The sequence below is a fragment of the Clavibacter tessellarius genome (assembly GCF_001618005.1).
Lineage (GTDB): Bacteria > Actinomycetota > Actinomycetes > Actinomycetales > Microbacteriaceae > Clavibacter > Clavibacter tessellarius_A.
In genome coordinates this window covers 47,298-73,675 of sequence record NZ_LQXA01000023.1, presented here as the reverse complement: position 1 = coordinate 73,675, position 26,378 = coordinate 47,298, and the positions used below count along the sequence as shown (strand labels likewise).

The following is a 26,378-nucleotide window of genomic DNA, read 5'->3' as shown; positions in this document are numbered from 1 at the left end:
GACGTGGACGGGGCGGGCCCGGATGCCGCCGCGGCCTCCGAGCGCGCCTCCGCGGCCTCGCGCAGCGCGCGGAGCTCGCGGCGGGTCATGGGGGCGCCGGTGCCGATGCCGGGCCCGGCGCCCCGCGGGGCCGGGGTGTCGGCGTCCGCGGAGGAGGCCGTCGATCCGCCGGCGGGAGGGGAGGCCGGGACGGCGGACGCGGAGCCCGGAGTCGCCTCGACCACGTCCCCCACGTCGCCGAAGAGGCTCTCGAAGGGGTCGGCTCCTCCGCCCGAGGCCGTCGTGGCGCGTCGGGCGGGGTCGTGCTCAGGCGTGTCGGTCAGGATCGACTCGGTTCCTCGGGACGAGATCGCCGGGTGGGGAGCCGGCGGCGCGCTCGCTCTCGAGCGCATGTTGAAGGATTATAACGGCCGCCACCTGGTCGATCACGGGCCGCTGCTTACGGGAGCCTCTGCCGGAGGAGCGCAGGGCGCTCTGCGCGGAGACCGTCGAGAGCCGCTCGTCGACAAGCCGGACGGGGATCTCCGTGGCGTCGGCGAGCCGCCGCGCGAAGCCCTCGGCGTCGTCGGTGGAGGCCGTCGCCCGGCCGGAGAGCGCGAGCGGCAGTCCGACGACGAGCTCGACGCAGTCCGCCTCCGCGGCCACCTCCAGGATGCGGCGCACGTCCGCCGAGCCGGCCGCGTCGCGCGGCACGGTCTCGACGGGCGTGGCGATCAGCCCGTGCGGATCCGACCGGGCGAGGCCGATGCGGGCCTTCCCCACGTCGACCGCGATCCGGGCGCCCAGGCGCATCAGGATGCGAGCGCCTGGCGCACGGCCGCGAGCGCGTCGGAGATGGCCGAGACGTCCTGGCCGCCGCCCTGCGCGAGGTCGTCCTTGCCGCCTCCGCCGCCGCCGAGCACGGCCGCCGCGGCGCGGGCGAGCTGCCCCGCCTTGGCGCCGGCGTCGCGCGCGGCCTGGTTCGTGGCGACGATGACGGTCGGCTTGCCGCCCGCGTCGCCCGCGAGGGCGATGACCACGGGCTCGGATCCCGCGCGCTCGCGCACGAGCGTCACGAGCTGGCGCACCTCGTCCGCCGAGCGCACGCTGCCGAGCGAGTCCTGGATCAGCGTGACGGCGCCCACGCGCGCACCCTGCTGGAGGAGGGCCGGCACGCGCTGCTGCAGCGCCTGCGCCTCGAAGTCGGCGATGCGCCGCTCCGCGGTCTTGAGGTTCTGCAGGAGGTCGGCGATGCGGTCGGGCAGCTGCTCCCGCGGCGTCTTGAGGCTCGAGGTGAGCTGCGACACGATGGCGCGCTCGACGGCGAGGTCCTGGAACGCCTCGCGACCCACGAGCGACTCGATGCGGCGGTTCGTGGATCCGACGGACGACTCCCCCACCACGTTGATGAGCCCGATCTGCGCGCTGGAGGACACGTGCGTGCCCGCGCAGAGCTCGCGCGACCACGGGCCGCCGATGTCGACGACGCGCACGGTGTCGCCGTACTTCTCGCCGAACAGCGCCATGGCGCCGAGCTGCTTCGCCTCGTCGATCGGCATGACCCGCGTGACGACCTGCAGGTCGTCCCGCACGGCGCCGTTCGCGATGTCCTCGATCTCGCTGCGCGTCTCGGGACTGAGCGCCTGGTTCCACGCGAAGTCGAGCCGCATGTAGCCGGCGCGGTTGTAGGAGCCGGACTGGTGCGCGTCCTGGCCGAGCACCTGGCGGAGCGCTGCGTGCACGAGGTGCGTGCCCGAGTGCGCCTGGGTCGCGCCGCGGCGCCAGCCGGCGTCGACGACCGTGGTGGCGGCGTCGCCGACGCCCACCTCGCCCGAGCGCACCTGCACGCGGTGGCTGACGAGGCCCTTGACGGGCTTCTGCACGTCGAGCACCTCGAGGTCGAAGCCGTTCCCGACGATGCTGCCCGCGTCGGCCTCCTGGCCGCCGGACTCGGCGTAGAGGCTCGTCTCCGGGAGGATGACCTCCGCGATGTCGCCCGCGACCGCGTGGTCGACGCTGTGTCCGCCCACGATGAGGCCGAGGATCGTCGTCCCGGTCTCGAGCTCGTCGTAGCCCGTGAAGCGCGTCTCGCCGGCTGCGCGGAACTCGCTGTAGACGGTGAGGTCGGCGAGCGCGGTCTTCTTGCTCTTGGCATCCGCCTTGGCGCGCGTGCGCTGCTCCAGCATCAGCCGGTCGAACGCCTCGCGGTCGACCGTGAGGCCGTTCTCCTCCGCCATCTCGAGCGTGAGGTCGATGGGGAAGCCGAACGTGTCGTGCAGGAGGAAGGCGGTGTCGCCCGCGATCCGCTCGCCGCCCTTCGCCTTGGTCTCGCCCACGGCCACGTCGAGGATCGTCGTCCCGCCGGCGAGCGTGCGGAGGAAGGTCTCCTCCTCCGCGTACGCGAGGCGGGAGATGCGGTCGAAGTCGTCGGACACCTCGGGGTACGCCGCCTTCATCGCGTCGCGCGACGCGGGGAACAGCTCGCCGAAGGTGGCGGCGTCGACGCCCATGAGGCGCATGGCGCGCACCGTGCGGCGCATGAGGCGGCGCAGGATGTAGCCGCGTCCCTCGTTGGACGGCCGGACGCCGTCCGACATGAGCATGAGCGACGAGCGCACGTGGTCGGCGACGATGCGCATGCGCACGTCGTCCTCGTGGTCGGCGCCGTAGCGCCGGCCCGAGAGCTCGGACGCGCGGTCGAGGACCGGGCGCACCTGGTCGATCTCGTACATGTTCTCGACGCCCTGCTTGAGGAACGCGACGCGCTCGAGCCCCATGCCGGTGTCGATGTTCCGCTTCGGCAGGTCGCCGAGGATCTCGAAGTCGCTCTTGCCGGTGCCCGCCCCGCGCAGGTACTGCATGAAGACGAGGTTCCAGATCTCCACGTAGCGGTCGTCGTCCGTCGCCGGGCCGCCGTCGGCGCCGTAGGCCGGGCCGCGGTCGAAGAAGATCTCGGAGCAGGGGCCCGCGGGCCCGGGCTGCCCGGTGTGCCAGTAGTTCGTGTCGCGGCCGAGGCCCTGGATCCGCTCGTCCGGGAGCCCCGCGATGCGCTTCCACGCCTGCCGGGCCTCGTCGTCCTCGTGGTAGACGGTGACCCACAGGTCGTCGGGCGAGAAGCCGAGGCCGCCGTCGGCCTCGCTCGTGGTGAGCAGCTCCCACGCGTACGCGATGGCCTGCTCCTTGAAGTAGTCGCCGAACGAGAAGTTGCCGTTCATCTGGAAGAAGGTGCCGTGCCGCGGCGTGCGGCCGACCTCCTCGATGTCGAGCGTGCGGATGCACTTCTGCACGCTCGTGGCGCGCGGGAACGGCGCGGGCACGACGCCCGTGAGGTACGGCACGAACGGGACCATGCCGGCCACCGTGAACAGGAGCGTCGGGTCGTCGCTCACGAGCGACGCCGACGGCACGACGGTGTGCCCCCGATCGCCGAAGTACGTCAGCCAGGCGTTGCGGATGTCTGCGGTCTGCATGCGGTCTACTGCTTTCCCAGCTCGGTGATGGTGTCCTCGGCCTCGCCGACGGCGGCGCGGAGCTCGGCCTCGCGGCGGCGGTACCCGTGCTCGACGGCCTCGCCGAAGCGGCGGGCCCGGGCGTCGACGCCCTGGAACAGGCGGTGCCCGGCGGGCGTGCGGTCGACCACGTGGGCGGCGGCGAAGCCGATGGCGACCCCTACGGCGATGAGGACGAGGTTCTTCATGGGGTTCCCCTTCCGGGAGACGTCGTGCCGGGTGCGCGGCCACGGGGCCGAGGGCGATCCTACCGGCCCGGTCTCGGCGTCCCGCGGGCGGGCGGGCGCGCGGTCGCCGGCGCCCGTGGCCCGGATACGCCGCGAGGCGGGCCGCCCCGGAGGGCGACCCGCCTCGCGGACGGTGGTGCGGGTGGCTAGCGGGCCGCGTAGTACTCGACGACCAGCTGGACCTCGCAGGTCACGGGGACCTCGGCGCGCTTCGGCAGGCGCACGAGGCGGGCCTGCAGCTTGTCGAGCTCGACCTCGAGGTACGAGGGGAGCTTCGGCAGCACGTCGGCGTGACCGCCGGCGGCAGCGACCTGGAAGGGCTCGGTGCCCTCGGAGCGCGGCTTGACGTGGATCATCTGGCCGGCCTTCACGCGGAAGGAGGGGCGGTCGACGATCTTGCCGTCGACCATGATGTGGCGGTGCACGACGAGCTGGCGGGCCTGCGCCGTGGTGCGCGCGAGGCCGGAGCGGACGACGAGCGCGTCGAGGCGCTGCTCGAGGATCTCGACGAGGTTCTCACCGGTCAGCCCCTGGGTGCGACGCGCCTCCTGGAAGGCGATCTTGAGCTGGGCCTCACGGATGCCGTACTGGGCGCGCAGACGCTGCTTCTCGCGGAGGCGGACGGCGTAGTCGCTGTCCTGCTTGCGCTTGGACCGGCCGTGCTCGCCCGGCGCGTAGGGGCGCTTCTCGAGGTACTTGGCCGCCTTCGGCGTGAGCGGGATGCCCAGCGCGCGGGAGAGGCGGGTCTTGCTGCGGGTGCGTGACTTGGTGGACACGTTTTCCTTCCAGGGAGAAAGTCTCTGACGACGGGTGGTGCAGGGCGTCCGCGCACACGCATGGGCGCGCGACGATCGATCCCGCTGATGCGGGTCCTGCGGAAGTAGAGGGATTCGCCACGGGTCGTCCGGCTACAGGACGTGTCCCTTGGATCTGGATGTCGACGCAGCCGCACGCGACACCCCATCTAGGCGACAGCGAGCTTAGCACGGCATCCGCGCGCTCCCGGGGGTGCGCCGCGCCGGCGTCACCCGCCGCGGACGATGCGCCGCAGCTTCTCCAGGCGCGCCGCGAGGTCGCGCTCGTGCCCGTGCTGCGTGGGCGAGTAGTAGGTGCGGCCCACGAGCTCGTCGGGGAGGTGCTGCTGGGTGACGACGCCGATGTCCGCGTCGTGCGGGTAGCGGTAGCCCTTGCCGTGGCCGAGGCGCTTCGCGCCCGGGTAGTGCGCGTCGCGCAGGTGCAGCGGCACGCGGCCGAACGCGCCGGCCCGCACGTCGGCGATGGCCTGGTCGATGCCGAGGTAGGACGCGTTCGACTTGGGCGCGGTCGCGAGGTGCACGACGGCCTGGGCCAGCGGGATCCGCCCCTCTGGCATGCCGATGAGCTGCACCGCGTCGGCGGCGGCGACCGCGACGACGAGCGCCTGCGGGTCGGCGAGCCCGATGTCCTCGGAGGCCGAGACGATGATCCGCCGGGCGATGAAGCGCGGGTCCTCCCCCGCCTCGATCATGCGGGCCAGGTAGTGCAGCGCGGCGTCCACGTCGGAGCCGCGGATCGACTTGATGAAGGCGCTGATGACGTCGTAGTGCTCGTCGCCGTTGCGGTCGTAGCGGAGGAGCGCCCGGTCGACGGCGAGGGCGACCTGCTCGGTGGAGATGGGGATCGGGGCGGGATCCGCCGCGGGGACGTCGCGTCGGGCGTCCTCGTCCTCGTCCTCGCCCTCGCCCTCGCCCTCGCCCTCGCCACCATCGTCGCCCTCCGCCACGCGCGCCTTCGCGGCGGCGTCGGCCTGCGCGGAGACGGCCGCCGCCTCGAGCGCCGTGAGCGCGCGCCGCGCGTCCCCCGACGCGAGGCGGATGATCATGGCGCGCGCGTCGTCGTCGAGCGCGAACCGGCCGCCGAGGCCGCGCGCGTCGGCCACCGCGCGGTCGACCAGCACGCCGAGGTCGTCGTCGTCGAGCTGCTCGAGGGTCAGCAGGAGGCTGCGGGAGAGCAGCGGCGAGATGACCGAGAACGAGGGGTTCTCCGTGGTGGCCGCGATCAGGATCACCCAGCCGTTCTCCACGCCCGGCAGCAGCGCGTCCTGCTGCGCCTTGGTGAAGCGGTGGATCTCGTCGAGGAACAGCACCGTGGAGACGCCGAAGAGGTCGCGGTCGCTGAGCGCCTTCTCCATCACCTGGCGCACGTCGCGGACCCCGGCCGTCACCGCGGACAGCTCGACGAAGCGGCGGCTCGACCCGTGCGCGATGGCCTGCGCGAGCGTCGTCTTGCCCGTGCCGGGCGGGCCCCACAGGATGATCGAGACGGAGCCCTGCTCCCCCGCGACGTCCGAGGCGAGGCTCACGAGCGGCGATCCGGGCGTCAGCAGGTGGCGCTGGCCGGTGACCTCGTCGAGGCTCCGCGGACGCATCCGGACGGCCAGGGGCGTGGCCCCCGAGCGGAGGCCCGTTCGCGTGTCGGTCATGACCTCGATGGTAGGCGGGACCGGCTAGTGTTCCCGTACCGCCGACTCGGGCGGCACCGACCGGAGGACGCCGTGGCCCCCAGGAACGACCGCGCAGCCCGTGAGGCGCAGGCCCGGCTCCGCCGCTACGAGGCCCGTCAGGAGCTGCACGCGAGCGGCGTCCGCCGCCGCCGCCGCGACGACCTGGTCGCGGTCGTCGGCGTGATCCTCGTCGCCGCGCTCGCGGTCGGCGCGCAGCTCGCGTACGAGGCCGGCCCCGGAGCCCCGGCTCCCGCGCCGTCCTCCACCCCCGCCTCTCCCGGCGACCCCGCGCCCGCCACGCCGGACGCCACCCCGGCGCCGGACGCCACCCCGGCACCCTGAGCAGCCGGCCCGACCGCACGGTCCTCACGAGCGCCTGCGAGCCCGGGCCGATCGGCGTCCTCCCGCGCAGGCGCGACCCGCGCTGGGGCATGATCGACAGGTCAGCCCGCCGACGCACGCGGCGAACCTGCGCGATGCCCGTGCTCTAGGCTGACGTGCACGTCTCCGCACCGGTCCGGCCGGTCCTACGAACAAGGTGGAATCCGTGGCAGACAACGATCAGACCCCCTGGGGCCGCGTCGACGAGACGGGCACCGTCTTCCTCCGCGAGGGCGACGGCGAGCGCGTCGTCGGCCAGTACCCCGATGGGACCCCCGAGGAGGCGCTGGCGTACTTCCAGCGCAAGTTCACCGACCTCGCGGGTCAGGTCACGCTCCTGGAGCAGCGCGCCAAGCGCGGCACCCCCGCGGCGGACGTGTCGAAGGCCGTCGCGCACCTCATCGAGGCGGTCGACGGCGCGAACGCCGTCGGCGACCTGCAGGCCCTGCGGGCCCGGCTCGACGTGCTCGCCGCCACGGTCGGCGAGCTCACGGAGAAGCAGGGCGAGGAGCAGCGCCAGGTCGTCCAGGGCGCCGTCGCCGAGCGCACCGCCATCGTCGAGGAGACCGAGCGCCTCGCGCAGCAGGACTTCTCGAAGGTGCAGTGGAAGCAGCTCACGGCCGAGGTCGACGCGCTGTTCGCCCGTTGGCAGCAGCACCAGCAGACGGGGCCGCGCCTCCCCAAGAACGAGGCCAACGAGCTGTGGAAGAGGTTCCGCACCGCGCGCTCCACGATCGACACCGAGCGCAAGGCGTTCTTCGCCGAGCTTGACAACGCGCACAAGGACGCCCGCTCCAAGAAGCAGGCCATCGTCGAGCAGGCGCGCGCCCTCGAGTCGCAGGGCGTCGGCGGCATCCCGGCGTACCGTCGCCTCCTCGACGAGTGGAAGCTCGCCGGCCGCGCCGGCAAGCGCTACGACGACGCGCTGTGGGCGCAGTTCAAGGCCGCGGGCGACGTCCTCTACGGCGCCAAGGCCGAGGTCGACGCGGCGGACGACGAGGAGCAGCAGGCGAACCTGCAGGCGAAGCTCGCCCTGCTCGACGAGGCCGAGCCCATCCTCCAGATCACCGAGCGCACCGCCGCGCGCGACAAGCTCACGGCCGTCCAGCTGCGATGGGATGCCGTCGGCCGCGTGCCGCGCGACAGCGTCAAGACCGTCGAGGACCGGCTCCGCAAGGTCGAGACGCACGTCCGCACTCTCGACGAGGAGTTCTGGCGCAAGAACAACCCGGAGACCAAGGCGCGCTCCGAGGGCCTCGCGTCGCAGCTCGGCGCCGCGATCGACAAGCTCCAGCGCGAGCTCGACGCTGCCAAGGCCGAGGGCGACGCCCGCCGCATCGCCGAGGCCGAGGAGGCGCTCGCCGCCCGCCGGGTCTGGCTGGACGCGCTGGGGTCCTAACCCTCCTCCTCCGCACGGCGACGACGGGCCGGGATCCTCCACAGGATCCCGGCCCGTGGTCCGTGCGCGGCCGGCACCTGCCATGGTGCGCCGCATGACCCCGCGCCTCGCTCCCGTCCTGTCCGTCCTCGACCTGCCCCTCGCCGAGCTCTGCTCCGCGCGCCTCGACGGCGAGGTCTACGAGGTCGACGCCTGCTACTCCCCCGTGGACGAGCTCGCGTCCCCCTGGCTCCGCGCGGCGGCGCTGGCCGCCCAGGTGCCGAGCCGCCTCATCGCCGAGCGCCTGACCGCGGCGTGGGTCCACGGCGCCACGCGCCAGCCCCCGCGCACGCACGAGTACTGCGTCGACGCCGTCGCGCGGTGCCATCCACCGGAGCTGCGGAACGTCCGCATCCGCGAGGTCGTGCTCGACGAGCGCGACACCGTCGTCATGGCGGGCCTCCGCGTCACCACGCCCGTGCGCACGCTGTGCGACATCGCCCGCACGGTCGCCGACTTCACGCCGCGGCACGAGAGCGCGTGCCTCGGGCTGCTCGCCCTCCCCGACGTCACGGTGCCCGCTGCCCGCGCGCACCTCGAGGCCTCCGGGGCGCTGCCCGACAAGCGCCGCGCGCTCGCGCGCCTCTCGGCCCTCGCCGGTCTCGCGGACGACGCCGCAGAGCACGAGGGCGCCGGCGGCGCCGCTCCGATCAGCCCCCGTTGACCCGGTACACGTCGTACACGGCGTCGATCCGCCGTACGGCGTTGAGCACCCGGTCGAGGTGGGTGACGTCGCCCATCTCAAACACGAAGCGGCTGATGGCCAGCCGGTTCGAGGAGGTGGACACGGACGCGGACAGGATGTTCACGTGGTGCTCCGACAGCACGCGCGTCACGTCGCTGAGCAGACCCGAGCGGTCGAGCGCCTCCACCTGGATGTGCACGAGGAACAGGCTCTTGGACGAGGGCGCCCACTCCACCTCGATCATGCGCTCGGGCTCGGAGCGCAGCGAGCCGACGTTGTGACAGGACGCCTGGTGCACCGAGACGCCGGCACCCCGGGTCACGAAGCCGATGATCTCGTCCCCCGGGACGGGCGTGCAGCACTTGGCGAGCTTGACGAGGATGTCGGGGGCGCCGCGGACCAGCACGCCCGAGTCGCTGTTGCGCGACACCCGGGAGCGCTGCGTGACGGCGAAGACCTCCTCCGCCTCCCCGCCGCTGTCGCCCTGGATGGACGCGAGCACCTTCTCGATCACCGACTGGGTGGAGACGTGGCCCTCGCCTACGGCCGCGTAGAGCGCCGCGACGTCGTCGAACTTCATGCTCTGGGCCACGTCGGAGAACGCGTCCTGGTTCATCAGCTTCTGGAGCGGGAGGTTCTGCTTCCGCATGGCCCGGGCGATGGCGTCCTTGCCCTGCTCGATGGCCTCCTCGCGGCGCTCCTTGGTGAACCACTGCTTGATCTTGTTGCGGGCGCGGGCGCTCTTGACGAACGCGAGCCAGTCCTTGCTCGGGCCGCTGTCCGGGTTCTTCGACGTGAAGACCTCCACGACGTCGCCCGTGGTGAGCGGGTTCTCGAGGGGCACGAGCCGCCCGTTGACCTTCGCCCCCATGGTGCGGTGGCCGACGTCCGTGTGCACCGCGTAGGCGAAGTCCACGGGCGTGCCGCCGGCCGGGAGGCCGATCACCTTGCCGTGCGGCGTGAAGACGTAGACCTCCTTCGCCCCGATCTCGAAGCGCAGGCTGTCGAGGAACTCGCCGGGGTCGGCGGTCTCGGACTGCCAGTCGGAGATGTGGGCGAGCCAGGCGAGGTCGGTGTCCCCCTGCGGCGACACCTCCGTCGTGCGGCCGCCGTTCATGCGCTCCTTGTACTTCCAGTGCGCGGCCACGCCGAACTCGGCGCGCTGGTGCATCTCGTGCGTGCGGATCTGGATCTCGACGGGTCGCCCCTTCGGGCCGATCACCGTCGTGTGGAGCGACTGGTAGAGGTTGAACTTGGGGGTGGCGATGTAGTCCTTGAACCGCCCGGGCACCGGCGTCCAGCGCGCGTGGATGGCACCCAGCACCGCGTAGCAGTCGCGCAGCGAGTCGACGAGCACGCGGATGCCGACGAGGTCGTAGATCTCGTCGAACTCGCGACCGCGCACGACCATCTTCTGGTAGATCGAGTAGTACTGCTTCGGGCGGCCGGCGACCTTGCCCCGGATGCGCGCGGACCGCAGGTCGTCGTTGACGCTGTCGATCACCTGCTGCACGAACTCCTCGCGCTGCGGCGTGCGCTGCTTGACGAGGTTCTCGATCTCCACGTAGATCTTCGGGTAGAGCACCGCGAACGAGAGGTCCTCGAGCTCCCACTTGATGGTCTGGATGCCGAGGCGGTGCGCGAGCGGCGCGTAGATCTCGAGCGTCTCCTTGGCCTTCCGCTCGGCGGAGGCCGACTCGACGAAGCCCCACGTGCGGGCGTTGTGCAGGCGATCGGCGAGCTTGACCACGAGCACGCGGATGTCCTTCGACATGGCGACGACCATCTTGCGCACGGTCTCGGCCTGCGCGCTGTCGCCGTACTTGAGCTTGTCGAGCTTGGTGACGCCGTCGACCAGCATCGCGATCTCGTCGCCGAAGTCGTGCCGGAGCATGTCGAGCGTGTACTCGGTGTCCTCCACCGTGTCGTGCAGGAGCGCGGCGGCGAGGGTCTTCGGTCCGATCCCGAGGTCGGCGAGGATCTGCGCCACGGCCACGGGGTGGGTGATGTACGGCTCGCCACTCTTGCGCTTCTGGCCCTCGTGCGCGTTCTCGGCGACCGAGTACGCCCGCTCGATGAGGCCCATGTCTGCCTTGGGGTGGTGCAGCCTGGCGGTGCGGATGAGCTGCTCCACGGCGCCGGCCGGCTGCGCCCGCGAGAAGAGGCGGGGCACCAGGCGCCGGAGGGAAGCCGTGCTCGAGGTCGTCTCCGTCATCGTCCAGCCTCCCAGCCGTCTGCTGGTGACCAAATTATCACCGCGGCACAGCGCTCCCGACCACTGCTCCGGCGGGACGGGCGCGGATCAGGCGACGCGGCCCGCGGACCCGTCGTCCGTGACGACGTCGCCGCCCATCTCCGCCCAGGCCTGCATGCCGCCGGTGATGTTGGAGGCCGCGAAGCCCCCGCGGAGGAGGGCCTGCGTGGCGAGCGACGACCGGTGGCCGGAGCGGCAGACCACGACGATGTGCTCGTCGGACGGCAGCTCGTCGGCGCGGTCCTGGAGCTCGCCCAGGGGGATGTGATGGGCGACCGCGGAATGGCCCGCGGCCCACTCGTCTGCCTCGCGCACGTCGAGGAGCCAGGACTCCCCCGTCGCCGTGCGGGCCTTGGCCGTGGCGGCGTCGATGTCCTCGGGGACGCCCGCTCCGTGTGCGCTGCTCATGCCTCCACCGTAGCCGCGGCGCGCTCGGCCTGGGCCCGGCTGGCGGCCGCGGCCGCGCGGGCGTCGCCCTTCTTCACCTTCGGCTCGTTCTCCCGGAGGTGCGCGTACAGCGGGGCGGCAAGGAAGATCGTGGAGTAGGTGCCCACGATGATGCCGATGAAGAGCGACAGGGCGATGTCTCGCAGGGTGCCCGCTCCGAGCACCACGGCGCCGATGAAGAGGATCGAGCCGACCGGGAGGATCGCGACGATCGAGGTGTTGATCGAGCGCACGAGCGTCTGGTTGACGGCGAGGTTGACGGACTGGCCGAACGTGCGCCGCGACTCCTGGCCGTCCTCCGCGGTGTTCTCGCGGATCTTGTCGAAGACCACGACCGTGTCGTACAGCGAGTAGCCGAGGATCGTGAGGAAGCCGATCACCGCTGCCGGCGTGACCTCGAACCCGGTGATCCCGTAGATGCCGGCGGTGAGCACCAGGTCGTGGAGCAGTGCCACGATGGCGGCGACGGACATCTTCCAGGTGCGGAAGTACACCGACATGACGAGGGCGGCCAGCGCGAGGAACACCACGAGCCCCCAGAGCGCCTGGCGCGTGATGTCCTGGCCCCAGGAGGGGCCGATGAACGACTCCGTGACGCTCGCCGGCTCGACGCCGTACGCCGTGGCGAGGGCCTGGCGGACGGCGGTGCTGTCGGTGGCCTCGAGCTGGTCGGTCTGCACGCGCACCCCGTCGGAGCCGACGCTGGAGACGCGCGCCGGCACGGGGGTCACGGTGGCCACCGCGTCGCTCGCGATGTCCTGCGACTGCGAGGACGCCCCGCTCACCGTGAACTCGGATCCGCCCGTGAACTCGATGCCGAAGGTGAATCCGCCCCGGACCAGCGGCCCGAGGATCGAGATGAGGATGCACACGGCGGCGATGCCGTACCAGAGCTTGCGGCGCCCGACGATGTCGAACGAGCGCTTGCCCGTGTAGAGGTCGTTGCCGAACTCGGAGAAGCCAGCCATCAGTCGTCCCTGCTCGTGTCGTCGGATCGCGGCGCGTCGATCGTCGCGGTCGAGGTGGTGCCGGTTCCCGCGCCCTGGGCGGCCTTGCGCTCGGCGATGGTCTGCCGGCGCGCCGCCTCCTTGGCCGCGGCGGTGCCTCGGCCGGTCGAGACGGTCGGGGTGCGGAAGGTGGCGCGGCCGCGGTAGACCGCGCCGAGCGCCCGCGGGTCGAGCCCGCTGAGGCGGTGGCCCTCGGCGAAGAAGCGGCGCTCGGCGAGCAGCTGCAGGATCGGGTGGGTGAAGAGCGACACGACGATGAGGTCGATGATCGTCGTGAGCCCGAGCGTGAGCGCGAAGCCCTTCACGTTGCCGACGGCGAGGATGAAGAGCACCGCGGCGGCGAGGAAGTTGACCGTGTCGGAGGCGATGATCGTGCGCAGCGCGCGCTTCCACCCCTGCTCGACCGACGAGACGAGGCCGCGGCCGTCCCGGAGCTCGTCCTTGATGCGCTCGAAGTACACGATGAACGAGTCCGCCGTGATGCCGATGGCGACGATGAGCCCCGCCACCCCGGCGAGCGACAGCCGGTACCCCTCCCGCCAGCTGAGGAGCGTGATGAGCAGGTACGTGATGACGGCGGCGATGGCCAGCGACGCCACCGTCACCATGCCGAGCGCCCGGTACTGCACGAGCGAGTAGAGCACCACGAGCACGAGGCCGATGAGTCCCGCGATCAGGCCGCTGGTGAGCTGGGAGGACCCGAGCGTCGCCGAGATGACGTCCGAGCTCTGCAGGGTGAAGCTCAGGGGCAGGGCGCCGAACTTGAGCTGGTCGGCCAGCGCCTTGGCGCTCTCCTGCGTGAAGTTGCCCGTGATGGAGGGCTTGCCGTTGGTGACGACGCCCTGCGTGACCGGTGCGGAGATGACCTCGTTGTCGAGGACGAAGGCGAACTGGTTGCGCGGGGACTCGAGCGTGATGAGGCGGGTCGACATGTCGCCGAACTGCTTCGTGCCGTCTCCGTCGAAGACGAGGTTGACGGCCCACGTGCCGGTGCTGACGCCCTGGCTGGACTGCGTCAGCCCGCTCGTGGCGTCGGAGATCGTGCTGCCGTCGACCTCGACCGGGCCGAGCACGTACTTGGCCGCCTTGTCGTCGGCGCAGGCGATGATCGCGCGGTCGGCGGGTGCCGCCTGGCCGTCGCTCTCCGGCGCGGTGGCGCAGTCGTAGGCGGCGAACTGCGCCTGCAGCCTCGGGGTGATCCAGGCGACGTCGCTGGGGCCGGTCGGCTGCGTCGCGGGCTCGTCGGAGAGCGTGGCGGGGTCGGGCGTGGCCTCGGCGGCCGGCGTCTCGGCCGCGGGGGTCGACCCGTCGGCGGGCGCGGATCCGTCCGTGGGCGTCGGCGTCGGCGTCGGCGTGGCGGTGCCGGGGGCGCCGACGAGCACGGGCCGCAGCTCGAGCTTCGCGGACGACTGCAGGCGCTGCATCGTCGCGGCGTCGGGCTCGCCCGGCAGGCTCACCACGATGTTGCTGCCGCCCTGCGTGGTGATCTCCGCCTCGGAGACGCCGCTCGCGTCGACGCGCTGGCGGATGATCGACACCGCCTGGGCGAGCTGCTCGCTCGTGGGCCCGGACGACGAGCCGTCGAGCTGCGGCGCGAGGATGATCTGCGTGCCGCCCTCGAGGTCGAGCGCCAGCTTCGGGGTCCAGGACCCGTTGCTGAAGGCGATGCTCGCCGCATTGCCGCCGGCGAGGAGGCCGATGATGACGAGCAGCCAGACGAGCTTGCGCCGGGCCTTGCGTACCGGTGTGGGCGACTTGGCCACCTGGACACTCGACTTTCTCCGCGGGACGCCCGCCGCTGCGACGCGGTCCCGGATGGGTGGGGGAGCTGGCCCGGGCGCGATCCCGCCCGGGTGCGGCGGACGGCTCAGCCGCCCGCCCGGTGGATCAGGAGCGCGCGGTGGGCGCGTCGCCGTCGTCGAGGCGACGACCGGCGTCCGTGCTGCCGGTCTCGTCGACGACGTCGGTCGCGGGGGCGTCGTCCACGAGCTCGCTCGCGTCGTCCGCCACGGCCACGGTGGGCTCGACGACCCGGGCGATGGTCTGGCGGTGCAGCTTGAGGACGGTGCCGGGCGAGACCTCGAGGTAGGCGAGGTTGTTCTCGTCGTCGAAGGAGACGAGCGTCCCGTAGATGCCGGATGCGGTCATGACCTCGGCGCCGGGCACCATCTGCGTCTGCAGCGCGGCCAGGTCCTTCTGGCGCTTCCGGCTGTTGCGGAACATGAAGAAGATGAGCAGCGCCAGGACGGCGAACATGATCAGGGTGAACGGGTCCATGCGGGACGGGCCTTTCAGGAGCTGGGGGTGTACGGACGCGACGAACCGGCGACGTTCCGCGGGAGGCCAGCTTGAATCATAGGCCATCGCCGAAGAGCGGCTCCTCGGCCCCGGGAGACGCCGCCCCCGGTCCGGGGGCGCCCGGCCGGACCTGGGCCATCGGTCCCTCGAGCCCGAAGTGCCGCCAGGCGGCGGGGGTCGCCACGCGACCGCGCGGGGTGCGGGTGACCAGCCCGATGCGCACGAGGAACGGCTCGACGACCGACTCGATGGTCTCGGCCTCCTCCCCCACCGAGACGGCCAGGGTGTTGAGCCCGACGGGTCCGCCGTCGAAGCGCGTGAGGATCCCGCGCATCACCGCGCGGTCGAGCCGGTCGAGGCCGAGCGGGTCCACGTCGTAGAGGTCGAGGGCGGCGCGGACGGACGTCACGTCCGCCTCCGTGCCGTGGACGAGCGCGTAGTCGCGCACCCGGCGGAGGAGGCGGTTGGCGATGCGGGGCGTCCCACGGCAGCGTCCCGCGATCTCCGCGACGGCCTCGTGCTCGATCTCGAGGTGCAGCATCCCGGCCGCGCGCTCGATGACCTGCTCGAGCTCGTGCGTCTCGTAGAACTCGAGGTGCGCGGTGAAGCCGAAGCGGTCGCGGAGCGGGCTAGGCAGCATGCCGGAGCGCGTGGTGGCGCCCACGAGCGTGAAGGGCGCGAGCTCCAGCGGGATGGAGGTGGCGCCGGCGCCCTTGCCCACCATGATGTCGATGCGGAAGTCCTCCATCGCGAGGTAGAGCATCTCCTCGGCGGAGCGCGCCATCCGGTGGATCTCGTCGACGAACAGGATCTCGCCCGGCACGAGCGCGGACAGCACCGCCGCGAGGTCGCCCGCGTGCTGGATCGCGGGGCCGCTCGTGAGGCGGAGCGGCCGGCGGCTCTCCTCCGCGACGATCATCGCGAGCGTCGTCTTGCCGAGCCCGGGCGGGCCGGCCAGGAGGATGTGGTCGGGCGAGCGGTTCTGCATCGCGGCCGCCGTCAGCAGCAGCTCCAGCTGCCCACGCACCTTGACCTGCCCGACGAACTCCGACAGGGACCGTGGTCGCAGCGCGCCCTCGAAGGCGAGCTCGGCCTCCGACTCGGGGACGGGGCTCGACACGTCGCCCTGCTCGGGGGCGCTCACCGGTCGGCCGCCGCGCCGGCCGCGGCGGTGCCGGGCGCCTGCTGCGGGCCGAGCATCCCGAGGGCGACGCGGAGGAGGCGCGCCATGTCGGCCGGCGCGCCCTGCTCCTCGGCGGCGGCCACCGCGTCGTCGACCGCCGTGCGGGCGACGCGCTCCGACCAGCCGAGGCCCACGAGCGCGGTGAGGACGTCCGCGGTGACGGACGACGGGGCGGATGCCGCCGAGCGCGACCGCGGCTGCGTGACGACGAGCTTCCCCGCGAGCTGCAGCACGATGAGCTTCGCCGTCTTGGGGCCGATGCCGGAGACGCGGCGGAACACGGCGTCGTCCTCGACGGCGATCGCCTGCGCCATGGCCTCGGGGTCGAGGTGCTCCAGCACCGCGAGGGCGGACTTCGGGCCGACGCCGGTGACGCCGCAGAGCAGCTCGAAGGCGCGCAGCTCGTCCGGCCCGGGGAAGCCGAAGAGGGTGAGGGAGTCCTCGCGGACGACCAGGGACGTGAGGACGGTGGCCTCGGATCCGTGCCGCAGCTCGAGCGCGTGCCGCGGGGTGACGGAGATCCCGTAGCCGACGCCGTGGACCTCCAGCAGGAGGGTCTGACCGGAGACGGACAGCACGGTGCCGCGGAGGGAGGAGATCACGCCCACAACCCTACGAGCTAGCGCCGACCCCGCTGCGCACGCTCGGCGGCGAGCCACGCCGCCTGGGCCGCGGTCGGTCCGGCGGCACCGGGCGCCGCCGACGCGGCGGCGCGCGAGACCGGCACGGGCGTCCCGGTGATCCCCGCGCGGGACAGCCCCGCCCGCCAGCCGGCGCAAATGGCGAGGGCGAGGGCGTCCGAGGCGTCGGCCGGGGTCGGCAGCTCGTCGAGGCCGAGGATCCGCGCGACCATCGTCGCGACCTGCTTCTTGTCGGCCTGCCCGTAGCCCGTGACGGCCGCCTTCACCTCGCTCGGCGTGTGCATCGCGACGTCGAGCCCGCGCCGCGCGGCGCCGGCGAGGGCCACGCCCGTGATCTGCGCGACGCCCATCACCGTGGAGAGGTTGTCCTGCGCGAAGACGCGCTCGATGGCGACGACCGCCGGGCCGTGCCGCGCCACGAGCTCGTCGATGCCGTCGCCCACCGCGAGCAGCCGGTGGTGCAGCTCGTCCGTGGGGCTCGTCCGCACGACCTGCACGTCGACGATGCGCGCCGAGCGGTCCGCGAACACGTCGACCACCCCGACGCCGCAGCGGGTCAGTCCGGGGTCGATCCCGAGGATCCGGACGGACGGCCCGGTGCCGCCCGCGCCGCTCCCCCGCGCCCCGGCGATGAGGGGCTACTCCTCGTCGTCGTCGTCGAGCGCCGCCTGGACCTCGGCGGGCACGTCGCTGTTGACGTAGATGTTCTGGACGTCGTCCAGGTCCTCCATGGCGTCGATGAGCTTGTTCACCTTGCGCGCGGTCTCGAGGTCGACCTCGACCTTGACCTGCGGCACGAACTCCACGTCGGCGGAGTCGTACTCGATGCCCGCCGCCTGGAGCGCCTGGCGCACGGCGACCATGTCGCTCGGCTCGCACCGGATCTCGAACACCTCGCCGTGGTCGGTGACGTCCTCCGCGCCCGCGTCGAGGACCGCCGTGAGGACGTCGTCCTCCGTCGGCGCCTCGGCATGGGGAACGGCGAGGACGCCCTTGCGGTGGAAGTTGTAGGCGACGCTGCCCGGATCGGCCATGGTGCCGCCGTTGCGGCTCATCGCCGTGCGGACCTCGGCGGCCGCGCGGTTCTTGTTGTCCGTGAGGCACTCCACGAGCATCGCGACGCCGTTGGCCGCGTAGCCCTCGTACATGATCGTCTGGTAGTCGACGACCTCGCCGAGGAGGCCCGCGCCGCGCTTGACGGCGCGGTCGATGTTGTCGTTCGGGACGCTGGTCTTCTTGGCCTTCTGCACCGCGTCGACGAGGGTCGGGTTGCCGGACATGTCGGCGCCGCCGATCTTGGCCGCGACCTCGATGTTCTTGATCAGCTTCGCGAACGACTTGGCGCGACGCGAGTCGATGATCGCCTTCTTGTGCTTCGTGGTCGCCCACTTGGAATGTCCGGACACGGGTGGTTCTCCTTACGCGGCGTCTGCTCGCTGTCAATGATGGACCATCGGGCGGCCGCGCCGATCGACCCCGGGGGTCAGAGGGTGCGGCCGGACTCCTCGACCATGTCGAGGAAGAGGCGGTGGAAGCGGAGGTCGCCCGTCACCTCCGGGTGGAACGAGGTGCCGAGGAGCGCGCCCTGGCGGACGGCGACCACGCGGCCGTCGTCGAGCGACGCGAGAGCCGACGCTGCCGGCCCGACCGACGCGACCACGGGCGCGCGGATGAAGACGGCGTGCACGGGCGGGTCCCCCAGCTCGGGCACGTCGAGGTCCACCTCGAAGGACGCGGTCTGGGATCCGAAGGCGTTGCGGCGGACCGCGACGTCGAGCCCGCCGATGCTCCGCTGGTCGTGGATCGCGTCGACGATCTCGTCGGCCAGCATGATGAGGCCGGCGCAGGTCCCGTACACGGGCAGCCCGTCGTCGATCGCACCGCGGAGCGGCTCGGCGATCCCGAACTGGCGCGACAGCTTGTCCATCACGGTGGACTCGCCGCCCGGGATGACCAGGCCGTTGAGCCCCGGCAGGTCCTTCGGCTGGCGGACGAGCCGCGTGCGCGCACCGAATCCCTCGAGCACCCGCACGTGCTCGCGGACGTCCCCCTGCAGCGCGAGGACGCCGACGAGAGTCCCGTCGGCGTTCGGCGCCGCCGTGCTACCGGCCACGCTGGGCGAGCCGGTGGGCGGCGCTCACGCCGGCGAGCTCGTCGCCGTCAGCCGGGATCGACGTGCCACCACCCCGTGCGGAGCGGGATGCGGAGGACGAGGGCATGGAGGACAGGATATCCCGCGCGCGACGGGTGCCCGGCCCGCGGGCGCGATTATGCGACGGGATGACCGCTTCGTCAACAGATGGCGAACGGGGGATGGACGTCGATACCGTCCTCGCACGAAGCTGACGATGTCGTATCGAACGCGAGGCTCCGTCCACGGACGGGCAGGCGTTCACGAGCTCCCTTCTCGTCGGAGGCGCACAGGTCGTACGCGTGCAGGACGAGACGGGGAGGGATCGATGTCGCATCAGGGCGTACCCGAGGGGTGCAGGCGGAGGCTGCTGGCCGACGCGCCGGCTGCCGTCCGCGAAGGGGTGCAGGGACGGGACCGGGTCCGGTCGCGCGAGGTCGTCGGGGCGTCCGCCGGTCGGGGAGCCGACCGTGGCTGAGACGAGGGCGGTGCTCCTCTGCGCCGGATCCGGCACCCGCGCGCGCGACGTCACGGGCGACGTCCCGAAGTGCCTGCTCGAGATCGACGCCGTGTCGCTGCTCGCCCGCGCCCGCGCCCAGCTCGCACGCGCCGGGGTGCGCGACTCCGTGGTGGTCGCCGGGTTCGAGTGGCGCCAGCTGGCGAGCGCCGTGGGACCGACCGGGACGGTGCGCGTCTGGGACGGCTGGGAGACCGCCAACAACCTCTGGACGCTCGGCGCGAACGTCGACCTCCTCGAGGGGGGAGGCGACCGGGTGATCCTCTTCGGCGACGTGGTCTTCGATCCGGGCATCCTCGACGCGCTGCTCGACTCGCCCGCGGACGTCGCGCTCGCCGTCGACGGCTCCTCCCGCCTCGAGGGCACCATGCGGGTCCGCCTCCGGGACGGTGCGCTCGAGATCGGCAACCGCCTCGCGCCGGCCGAGGCGGACGGCAACTTCGTGGGGATCCTCAAGCTGAGCGAGCGCGCCTGCGCGCCCGTCGCGGCCGAGCTCGCGCGTCGGTTCGCCGAGGGCCGCGATCGCGACGACTACTACACGGCGGTCCTCCCGGACCTCGCGCACACGCTGTCCATCGAGTGCGTCAGCGTCGGGGGGAACCGATGGGCGGAGGTGGACACGCCCGCGGACTACGCCCGCGCGCGCAGCATCTTCGAGACGGGGCGTGGAGGTGCCGGCCCATGTGCGGGGTGACGGGGATCCTGGAGCTCGACGGTCGGCCGTTCGCCGACCTGGAGATGCTCGCCGCCGTCAACGCGTGCCAGGCTCATCGCGGACCCGACGAGTCCGGCTACCACGTCGACGGTCCCGTCGGTCTGGGATTCACGCGGCTCAGCGTCATCGACGTGCCGCACGGGCAGCAGCCGATGGTCGACGCGGACACGCGCGTGTCGCTCGTCTTCAACGGGGAGATCTACAACTTCCGGGAGCTCCGGAGCCAGCTGCGGGCGCGCGGCCACGTGTTCCGGACGTCGAGCGACACGGAGTCGCTCCTCCGCGGGTACCTCGAGTGGGGCTCGGACGTGGTGCACCGGCTGAACGGCATGTTCGCGTTCGGCATCCACGACGGTCGCACGGGCACGCTCCTCCTGGCTCGGGACCGGCTCGGGATCAAGCCCCTGCACTGGGCGGTGGTCGACGGGAGGTTCGTCTTCGCGTCCGAGATGAAGGCGATCCTCGCGGTGCCGGGCTTCCGCAGGCAGGCGAGCCTCGCCGGCATCTCGAGCTACCTCACCTTCCGTCAGGCCGTGTGGGGGAACAGCTACTTCGAGGGGATCGAGAAGGTGCTGCCCGGCCATCTGGTCGAGGTGTCCGGAGGGCGGGTCGTCGACCGCGAGTACTGGCAGCTCCCCGTGCCCCGGCCGGACGGGTCCCGGAGCGGACCGGAGTGGATCGACCTCGCCGACGAGATGCTCGGGAGGGCCGTCGACCGCTGCCTCGTCTCGGAGGTGCCGCTCGGGGCGTACCTGAGCGGGGGCCTCGACTCGAGCCTCGTGGTCGCGATGATGGCGCGGCGCCTCGATCGCCCGGTGCGGACGTTCTCGGTCGGCTACGGGACGGGCGCGTACGACGAGGGGGCGTTCGCGCAGCAGGTCGCCGACCACGTCGGCGCCGAGCACACCCATCTCGTCGTCGGCAGGGAGACGTACGAGGAGGGGCTCGTGCCGCTGATCCGGCACCGCGACGCGCCCCTGTCCATCCCGCAGGAGATCGCCGTCCACGCTCTCTCCACCGAGATGAGGCGCCACGTGACGGTCGCGCTCTCGGGGGACGGGGCGGACGAGCTGTTCGGCGGATACGGGCGGGTGATGCGCTCGCCGCTCGACTGGAAGAAGACGGCGGCGCTGCAGAAGGTGGTCCCGCCGGCCCTGGCGAGGAGGATCGCGGCCGCGCACGGCCCGAGCCAGACCTCGCTGGCCGCGAACCTGGACGTGCGCGACCACCTCGAGCACTTCTACCGCATGTACCACTGGGTGCCGTTCGAGGAGAAGTGGGGCCTCTTCTCCCCCGAGGCGCGCGAGGCCCTGCAGGGTGATCGCGCGGTCAGGGCCCCGTTCGAGCGGTCGTTCGCCCGGACCGCGGATGCCGACCCCTACGACCGGGTCCTGCACGCGTTCCAGCACCTCCACATCGGCGCGATCCTCGACAAGGTCGACGCGATCGGCATGTCCGCGAGCCTGGAGGGACGCGTGCCGTTCGTCGACCACGAGCTGGTCGAGGCGTTCGTGCACATGCCCGTCCGCCACAAGATGGCGTGGAACAGCCGCTCCGCGCAGCTCCGCTCGTGGTTCACGCCCGCCTTCCGCGCCTCCGAGACCCTGGACACGACGAAGACCGTGCTGCGGAGGGTCGCCGACAGGTACCTCCCGGGGACGCTGACGTCGCGCAAGAAGATGGGCTTCCCCACGCCGCTGGACGACTGGATGCGCGACGGCATGCTGGTCCGCGCCCGCGAGGTGCTCCTGGACGGGGCCACCCAGCGCGACGGCCTCTTCGATCGGCGGGCGATGGAGGAGTTCCTCCGCCGCCCGCAGGACCTCGACCACGACTTCTACGGGAAGAAGGTCTGGATGTACATGAACGTGGCGATCTGGATGCAGGAGGTGGTGCACTCGTGACCGCCGGGACCGCGACGGCGACGGCCGCCGACCGGGTGCTCGCCGCCCTGCGGCGGGAGGGGGTCGACTTCGCGACCGGCGTCCCGTGCTCCCTGCTCGCGGGGCTGTTCTCCGCCCTGGAGCGCGGAGGGCCGGGCGAGCGCATCCGGTACGTCCCGGCGCCGCGCGAGGACACCGCGATGGGGATGGCGGTCGGGGCACGGCTGGCGGGTGCGATGCCCGTCGTCCTGATGCAGAACTCCGGACTGGGCTACTGCCTGAACGTGCTCACGAGCCTCACCCTCATCTACGACGTCCATCCGCTCATCATCATGAGCTGGCGCGGGCACGACGGGACGGACGCCGTCGAGCACGACGTCATCGGCCGCGAGGTCGTCCGCCTCCTCGACGTCGTCGGGATCGCGCACGCGGTCCTGGACCCCGAGCGGCCGGAGCGGGCCGTGGCGTCGGGCATGGACGCGGTGCGGGACGCTCAGCCGTTCGTCGTGCTCGTCGTGGAGGGGATCTAGCCGTGCGGTACGAGGACGCGTTCCGAGCCCTGCTCGACGCGCACGCGGACGCCGCCGTGGTCGCCACGTGCGGCCACATCTCGCGGGACCTGTTCGGCTTCGACGACAGGGGCGGCAACCTCTACCTCGTCGGGTCGATGGGGATGGCGGGACCGGTGGCGCTCGGCGTCTCGATCCAGCTCCCGTCGACGACGGTGATCGCGATCGACGGCGACGGCTCCGCGGCCATGAACCTCAGCGGAGCGGCCAGCGTCGCGGGGAGCGGCAACCGGATCCTGCACGTCGTGCTCGACAACGGCCAGCACGGCAGCACGGGCGGTCAGCGCGTGTCCCCCTCCGGGGACCTGGCCGCCGTCGCCCGCGGGCTCGGGTACCGCACCGTGCTGGACATCACGACCGAGGACGGGCTCGCGGGGATCGCGGGGATCGCGCGCTTCCCCGCCTTCGCACGGATCCGGGTCGCCCCGAGGTCCGGGCCGATCGGACCCCGCGTGTCGCTCGCACCGCGGGAGCTCCGCGACAGGTTCGCCGCGCATCTGCGGTCGGACGGACACGAGATGAGAGGAGAGGGACGATGACGATGCAACGGACGCTCCGGGACGTGCTGGCCTCAGCGCGCATCGGGAGCGCGGCCGGCGCGCACAACGCGCTGACGGCGCGGCTGGTCGAACAGGCGGGATACGACGTGGTCTGGGCCAGCGGGCTCGAGATCTCCGCGTCGATGGCCGTGCCCGACGCGAACATCCTGACGATGAGCGACGTGCTGGCGGTGGCGGCGTCGATGGCCGCGAAGGTCCGGATCCCGGTCCTCGCGGACTGCGACTCGGGATTCGGCGGCACCGCCAACGTCGCCGCCATGGTGCGGGCCTACGAGGCCGCGGGCATCCAGGGCGTGTGCGTCGAGGACAAGACCTTCCCGAAGCTGAACAGCTTCGTGGCGGGGAACCAGTCGCTGGTGCCGATCGAGGACTTCTGCGGGAAGCTCGCCGCCGCCCGGGAGAACCGGTCCTCGGACGCGTTCGTCGTGATCGCGCGCATCGAGGCCTTCATCGCGGGATTCGGCCTGCACGAGGCGCTGGTCCGGGCCCGTGCGTACGAGGCCGCCGGCGCGGACGCGCTGCTGATCCACTCGAAGCGCGCCGACGCGACCGAGATCGAGGGGTTCCTCGCGGCCTACGACGGCGAGCTGCCCGTGGTCGTCGTCCCCACGACCTACAAGGAGACCACCCTCACGGACCTGCAGCGCATGGGGGCGTCGCTGGCCATCTACGCGAACCAGGGCCTGCGCAGCGCGATCTCCTCCACGCGGACGACGCTCCGCACGATCCTCGAGTGCGGCTCAGCCGCCGCGGTGGACGACTCGATCGCGCCCCTGCAGGAGGTGTTCGACCTCCAGGACATGGCCGATCACGTGAGCCGGGAGGCCCGCTACGAGGCCATCGGCCGCGACGTCGCCATGGCCGCCGAGTCGCCCGCCCCGCGGGTGGGCTGAGCCGGTGTCGGTCATGGACGCCGCGACGGCGACGGCGGGCCCGGCGCTCGTCAAGACGGATCCATCGACCGGGAGGGTGCTCGGCACCTTCCCGGCGGGTCGGGCGGAGCAGGTGCGCGTGGCGGCGGAGCGCGCGGCGTCGGCCTCCCGCGGCTGGGCGGACGCGGGAGCGGTTCGGAGAGGCGACGTCGTGCACCGGCTCGCCGAGCTGATCGAGGCGCACCGCGACGAGCTCGCCGCCAGCATCCGGGCGGAGACCGGCAAACCGGTCCGGGACGCCGTGGGCGAGGTCGAGCGCACGGTGGCCCTCGTGCGCTTCGCCGCCGGCTTCGGCAGGCGCACCGGCGGTGAGACGCTCCCCTCCGACACCCCGCTCACGGCGAGCTCGACGCATCGACGGCCGGTCGGGCCGGTCGCCCTCATCACGCCGTGGAACTTCCCCCTGGCGATCCCGGCCTGGAAGCTCGCCCCGGCGCTCGTGGCCGGGTGCACGGTCGTGCTGAAGCCGTCCCCGCTCGCCCCGCGGACGGCCGAGCTCCTCGTCGACCTCGCCGCGCTCGCCGGGGTCCCCGACGGCGTCGTCTCGGTGGTCCAGGGCGACGGCGTCACCGGGGACCTGCTGGTCTCCCGCGCAGAGATGCGCGCCGTCAGCTTCACGGGGAGCGTCGACGTCGGGCGCTCGATCCACCGGGCCGCCTCGCGGACGATGGCCAGGACCCAGCTCGAGATGGGCGGCAAGAACGCCGTCATCGTCATGGAGGACGCCGACCTCGATCGCGCCGCGACGGCCGTCGTGCGCGGCGCGTTCGGCCAGTCCGGCCAGCGCTGCTCCGCGACGAGCCGCGTCATCGCGCACGCGCCGGTGCACGACGCGCTGGTCGCGAGGATCGTCGAGCACGCCATGCGGCTCCGGCCCGGTCCCCCGGACGACCCGAGCTCGGACCTCGGCCCGCTGATCAGCGAGGACGCCATGCGGCGGTGCCTCGACGCCGTGCAGGCGAGCCGCCTGGATGGCGGCACCGTGCTGTGCGGCGGCGAGCGCATGGGGACCGTGGGGAACTTCGTGCTGCCCACCGTCATCGTCGGGCTGGATCCCACGGCGCCGCTCGCCCGGACGGAGGTGTTCGGGCCCGTCCTCGTCGTCCTCGCGGCATCGTCGCTGGAGGAGGCGATCGCCATCGGCAATTCCGTGGAGTACGGGATGTCCGCGGCCATCTTCACCTCCGACATCCGGAGCGTCGGGCGCTTCGTCGCCGAGACGGAGGCCGGCATGCTGCATGTCAACCGGGCGGGTACGGGAGCGTTCCCGCACATGGCGCACACGGGGGCGAAGTCCTCGCAGTTCGGTCCCGCGGAGTGCTCCGAGGAGGGCCTCGGCTTCTTCCTCGAGACGAGGACGGTGACCATCGATGTGTCGTGACACCCCCGCCGTCGCATCGGCTCGCGACCGACCCCTCGTGTCCGCGGAGAGGAGTGCGTCATGTGCGGCACCGTAGGCCTGTTCGTCGGCTGCGCGGCCGCGGCCTTCTGCCCCGTCGCCCGGACGCAGGGCACGACGGACGCGGCCGGCGTCCCGCCGGACGCGCCTCCGCCGGACTACCGCTCCGCCTTCAGCAGCTGGGACGCGCGCGCGAGCGTCCGATCGGCGCCCCGGCGCGTGCTGCGGCCGGACGCGGGCCTCGCCCTGTTCCCGGAGGAGCTGGTGCCGGTCGCCGCGCATCCCCTCGTCCGCGCCCTCGGCCCAGAGGTGCTCGTGGGGATGCAGACGCGCCAGCTCTACCGCTACCTGCACTTCACCGCGAAGCTCGAGCACCTGGTGGTCAACCACGTGGCGCTCGGCATCGCCAACGGGGACGTCCGCGTCCCCATCCCCGAGCAGATGCGGTTCGACGCGCTCAAGATCTACTGCGACGAGGCGTACCACGCCTACTTCTCGGTGGACCTCATCCGCCAGGCCGAGCAGCTGACGGGCATCGCCCCGCCGAAGGCGGACGAGGAGCCCTTCTTCCTCGTGCGGCTGCGCGGCCTGCAGGCTCTTCACGAGCCCCGGCTGGCTGGCCTCATCGAGCTGGCCTTCACGATCGTCTCCGAGACGCTGATCTCCTCCACGCTCACGGACGTGGCACGCGGCGTGCGCGTCGATCCCGCCGTCACGGACGCGGTCCACGACCACGCGCTGGACGAGGGCCGCCACCACGCGTACTTCGCCGCGTACCTCGAGCACCTCTGGGGGAGCCTCGATCCCGGGCAGCGCGAGTTCGTCGCGCAGCTGTTCCCCCGGCTCATCGACGTCTTCCTGGACCCCGACCGGCCCTCCGTCGCCGCCGAGCTCGCCGCGTACGGGCTGCCCTCGGACCAGATCGAGCAGGTGCTGGCGGACGTGTTCTCGGACGACATCCGTCACGCCTACAACCGGGCCACGGCGGCCAAGCTGCTCGCGTACCTCGGGGCGCTGGACGTCTTCTCCAGCTCGGCGGCGCACGAGCAGGCGGCATCGCTCGGGCTCGTGGACTAGGAGATGATCGTGGACATGGAGCGCAGCGAGCGGACCACCGCCGGCGTCCGTCGGACCCGTCAGG

At 72.5% G+C, this 26,378-nt stretch carries 26 protein-coding genes; 10 read left to right on the top strand and 16 right to left on the bottom strand.

Annotated elements, in window-relative coordinates; translation table 11 throughout:
- From AWH51_RS16375 to AWH51_RS05950, 6 genes are all read right to left on the bottom strand, one after another.
- The coding region (locus AWH51_RS16375; protein WP_414146346.1) for a hypothetical protein at nt 1–224 on the bottom strand (224 nt) is incomplete at its 3' end.
- Between the two features lie 82 nt (nt 225–306).
- Nucleotides 307–792: a Holliday junction resolvase RuvX gene (gene ruvX, locus AWH51_RS05970; RefSeq protein WP_063071181.1), complete on the bottom strand. Its 486-nt coding sequence runs from the start codon at nt 790–792 to the stop codon at nt 307–309.
- Nucleotides 792–3,449 carry an alanine--tRNA ligase gene (gene alaS, locus AWH51_RS05965; protein WP_063071180.1) on the bottom strand — a complete coding sequence of 886 codons (2,658 nt, stop codon included), beginning with the start codon at nt 3,447–3,449 and terminating at the stop codon, nt 792–794. The genes ruvX and alaS overlap by 1 nt, the downstream gene beginning before the upstream one ends.
- 5 nt (nt 3,450–3,454) lie before the next feature.
- Nucleotides 3,455–3,676 carry a hypothetical protein gene (locus tag AWH51_RS05960; RefSeq protein WP_063071179.1) on the bottom strand — a complete coding sequence of 74 codons (222 nt, stop codon included), beginning with the start codon at nt 3,674–3,676 and terminating at the stop codon, nt 3,455–3,457.
- A 185-nt stretch (nt 3,677–3,861) separates the two neighbouring features.
- Nucleotides 3,862–4,491, bottom strand: coding sequence for a 30S ribosomal protein S4 (gene rpsD / locus AWH51_RS05955; RefSeq protein WP_012038492.1), 630 nt, complete (start codon nt 4,489–4,491; stop codon nt 3,862–3,864).
- Nucleotides 4,492–4,739: 248 nt separating this feature from the next.
- Nucleotides 4,740–6,176: a replication-associated recombination protein A gene (locus AWH51_RS05950; RefSeq protein WP_081234915.1), complete on the bottom strand. Its 1,437-nt coding sequence runs from the start codon at nt 6,174–6,176 to the stop codon at nt 4,740–4,742.
- A 72-nt stretch (nt 6,177–6,248) separates the two neighbouring features.
- On the opposite strand from AWH51_RS05950, the gene AWH51_RS16220 reads away from it, so the two are divergent.
- The 3 genes from AWH51_RS16220 to AWH51_RS05935 all read left to right on the top strand — a co-directional run bounded on the left by AWH51_RS16220 (nt 6,249) and on the right by AWH51_RS05935 (nt 8,680).
- A complete protein-coding gene (locus AWH51_RS16220; protein ID WP_063071178.1) occupies nt 6,249–6,539 on the top strand; it encodes a hypothetical protein in 291 nt (96 codons plus the stop codon).
- A gap of 205 nt (nt 6,540–6,744) precedes the next feature.
- The gene (locus tag AWH51_RS05940; RefSeq protein WP_063071191.1) at nt 6,745–7,977 is read left to right on the top strand and encodes a DUF349 domain-containing protein; all 1,233 of its coding nucleotides are present in this window, start codon (nt 6,745–6,747) and stop codon (nt 7,975–7,977) included.
- Nucleotides 7,978–8,071: 94 nt separating this feature from the next.
- A complete protein-coding gene (locus tag AWH51_RS05935) occupies nt 8,072–8,680 on the top strand; it encodes a type IV toxin-antitoxin system AbiEi family antitoxin (RefSeq protein WP_254654491.1) in 609 nt (202 codons plus the stop codon).
- Here AWH51_RS05935 and AWH51_RS05930 read toward each other — a convergent pair.
- The 10 genes from AWH51_RS05930 to pdxT form a co-directional block, all read right to left on the bottom strand.
- Nucleotides 8,667–10,916 (bottom strand): RelA/SpoT family protein, encoded by a 2,250-nt coding sequence (locus tag AWH51_RS05930; protein ID WP_063071177.1) that lies wholly within the window; start codon nt 10,914–10,916, stop codon nt 8,667–8,669. The genes AWH51_RS05935 and AWH51_RS05930 overlap by 14 nt on opposite strands.
- 87 nt (nt 10,917–11,003) lie before the next feature.
- Nucleotides 11,004–11,363, bottom strand: coding sequence for a rhodanese-like domain-containing protein (locus tag AWH51_RS05925; RefSeq protein WP_063071176.1), 360 nt, complete (start codon nt 11,361–11,363; stop codon nt 11,004–11,006).
- The gene (gene secF / locus AWH51_RS05920; RefSeq protein WP_063071175.1) at nt 11,360–12,370 is read right to left on the bottom strand and encodes a protein translocase subunit SecF; all 1,011 of its coding nucleotides are present in this window, start codon (nt 12,368–12,370) and stop codon (nt 11,360–11,362) included. Before secF ends, AWH51_RS05925 begins: the two co-directional genes overlap by 4 nt.
- Nucleotides 12,370–14,172, bottom strand: coding sequence for a protein translocase subunit SecD (secD, locus tag AWH51_RS05915; RefSeq protein ID WP_063071174.1), 1,803 nt, complete (start codon nt 14,170–14,172; stop codon nt 12,370–12,372). Before secD ends, secF begins: the two co-directional genes overlap by 1 nt.
- A gap of 124 nt (nt 14,173–14,296) precedes the next feature.
- A complete protein-coding gene (yajC, locus tag AWH51_RS05910; RefSeq protein WP_107490167.1) occupies nt 14,297–14,686 on the bottom strand; it encodes a preprotein translocase subunit YajC in 390 nt (129 codons plus the stop codon).
- Nucleotides 14,687–14,762: 76 nt separating this feature from the next.
- On the bottom strand, nt 14,763–15,851 hold the full coding sequence (gene ruvB, locus AWH51_RS05905) for a Holliday junction branch migration DNA helicase RuvB (protein WP_081234913.1): 1,089 nt from the start codon (nt 15,849–15,851) through the stop codon (nt 14,763–14,765).
- On the bottom strand, nt 15,848–16,492 hold the full coding sequence (gene ruvA, locus AWH51_RS05900) for a Holliday junction branch migration protein RuvA (protein WP_063071190.1): 645 nt from the start codon (nt 16,490–16,492) through the stop codon (nt 15,848–15,850). Before ruvA ends, ruvB begins: the two co-directional genes overlap by 4 nt.
- A 17-nt stretch (nt 16,493–16,509) precedes the next feature.
- Nucleotides 16,510–17,163 carry a crossover junction endodeoxyribonuclease RuvC gene (ruvC, locus tag AWH51_RS05895; protein WP_063071172.1) on the bottom strand — a complete coding sequence of 218 codons (654 nt, stop codon included), beginning with the start codon at nt 17,161–17,163 and terminating at the stop codon, nt 16,510–16,512.
- Between the two features lie 6 nt (nt 17,164–17,169).
- A complete protein-coding gene (locus AWH51_RS05890) occupies nt 17,170–17,937 on the bottom strand; it encodes a YebC/PmpR family DNA-binding transcriptional regulator (RefSeq protein WP_063071171.1) in 768 nt (255 codons plus the stop codon).
- A gap of 77 nt (nt 17,938–18,014) precedes the next feature.
- Nucleotides 18,015–18,644: a pyridoxal 5'-phosphate synthase glutaminase subunit PdxT gene (gene pdxT / locus AWH51_RS05885; RefSeq protein WP_063071170.1), complete on the bottom strand. Its 630-nt coding sequence runs from the start codon at nt 18,642–18,644 to the stop codon at nt 18,015–18,017.
- A gap of 488 nt (nt 18,645–19,132) precedes the next feature.
- Here pdxT and AWH51_RS05880 point away from each other — a divergent pair, with 488 nt between their 5' ends.
- The 7 genes from AWH51_RS05880 to AWH51_RS05850 are packed head-to-tail and all read left to right on the top strand — an operon-like array spanning nt 19,133 to nt 26,314.
- The gene (locus AWH51_RS05880) at nt 19,133–19,873 is read left to right on the top strand and encodes an NTP transferase domain-containing protein (protein WP_175345471.1); all 741 of its coding nucleotides are present in this window, start codon (nt 19,133–19,135) and stop codon (nt 19,871–19,873) included.
- On the top strand, nt 19,870–21,798 hold the full coding sequence (gene asnB, locus AWH51_RS05875; protein ID WP_217491909.1) for an asparagine synthase (glutamine-hydrolyzing): 1,929 nt from the start codon (nt 19,870–19,872) through the stop codon (nt 21,796–21,798). Before AWH51_RS05880 ends, asnB begins: the two co-directional genes overlap by 4 nt.
- Complete coding sequence (locus AWH51_RS05870) at nt 21,795–22,307, top strand: thiamine pyrophosphate-binding protein (protein ID WP_063071167.1); 513 nt, start codon at nt 21,795–21,797, stop codon at nt 22,305–22,307. The genes asnB and AWH51_RS05870 overlap by 4 nt, the downstream gene beginning before the upstream one ends.
- Before the next feature lie 2 nt (nt 22,308–22,309).
- On the top strand, nt 22,310–22,885 hold the full coding sequence (locus AWH51_RS05865) for a thiamine pyrophosphate-dependent enzyme (RefSeq protein WP_063071166.1): 576 nt from the start codon (nt 22,310–22,312) through the stop codon (nt 22,883–22,885).
- Nucleotides 22,882–23,799, top strand: a complete 918-nt coding sequence (locus AWH51_RS05860) for an isocitrate lyase/phosphoenolpyruvate mutase family protein (RefSeq protein WP_063071165.1) — start codon at nt 22,882–22,884, stop codon at nt 23,797–23,799. The genes AWH51_RS05865 and AWH51_RS05860 overlap by 4 nt, the downstream gene beginning before the upstream one ends.
- Nucleotides 23,800–23,812: 13 nt before the next feature.
- Nucleotides 23,813–25,219: an aldehyde dehydrogenase family protein gene (locus AWH51_RS05855; RefSeq protein ID WP_063071164.1), complete on the top strand. Its 1,407-nt coding sequence runs from the start codon at nt 23,813–23,815 to the stop codon at nt 25,217–25,219.
- Between the two features lie 60 nt (nt 25,220–25,279).
- The gene (locus AWH51_RS05850; RefSeq protein ID WP_063071163.1) at nt 25,280–26,314 is read left to right on the top strand and encodes a diiron oxygenase; all 1,035 of its coding nucleotides are present in this window, start codon (nt 25,280–25,282) and stop codon (nt 26,312–26,314) included.
- The last annotated feature ends 64 nt before the right edge of the window (nt 26,315–26,378 follow it).

Coding starts and splice junctions, on each gene's coding strand:
- AWH51_RS05860 (WP_063071165.1), top strand. CDS start 22,882: ATGACGATGCAACGGACGCTCCGGGACGTGCTGGCCTCAGCGCGCATC.
- ruvX (WP_063071181.1), bottom strand. CDS start 792: ATGCGCCTGGGCGCCCGGATCGCGGTCGACGTGGGGAAGGCCCGCATC.
- AWH51_RS05850 (WP_063071163.1), top strand. CDS start 25,280: ATGTGCGGCACCGTAGGCCTGTTCGTCGGCTGCGCGGCCGCGGCCTTC.
- AWH51_RS05930 (WP_063071177.1), bottom strand. CDS start 10,916: ATGACGGAGACGACCTCGAGCACGGCTTCCCTCCGGCGCCTGGTGCCC.
- AWH51_RS05960 (WP_063071179.1), bottom strand. CDS start 3,676: ATGAAGAACCTCGTCCTCATCGCCGTAGGGGTCGCCATCGGCTTCGCC.
- AWH51_RS05935 (WP_254654491.1), top strand. CDS start 8,072: ATGACCCCGCGCCTCGCTCCCGTCCTGTCCGTCCTCGACCTGCCCCTC.
- AWH51_RS05925 (WP_063071176.1), bottom strand. CDS start 11,363: ATGAGCAGCGCACACGGAGCGGGCGTCCCCGAGGACATCGACGCCGCC.
- yajC (WP_107490167.1), bottom strand. CDS start 14,686: ATGGACCCGTTCACCCTGATCATGTTCGCCGTCCTGGCGCTGCTCATC.
- alaS (WP_063071180.1), bottom strand. CDS start 3,449: ATGCAGACCGCAGACATCCGCAACGCCTGGCTGACGTACTTCGGCGAT.
- AWH51_RS05950 (WP_081234915.1), bottom strand. CDS start 6,176: ATGACCGACACGCGAACGGGCCTCCGCTCGGGGGCCACGCCCCTGGCC.
- AWH51_RS05855 (WP_063071164.1), top strand. CDS start 23,813: ATGGACGCCGCGACGGCGACGGCGGGCCCGGCGCTCGTCAAGACGGAT.
- secF (WP_063071175.1), bottom strand. CDS start 12,370: ATGGCTGGCTTCTCCGAGTTCGGCAACGACCTCTACACGGGCAAGCGC.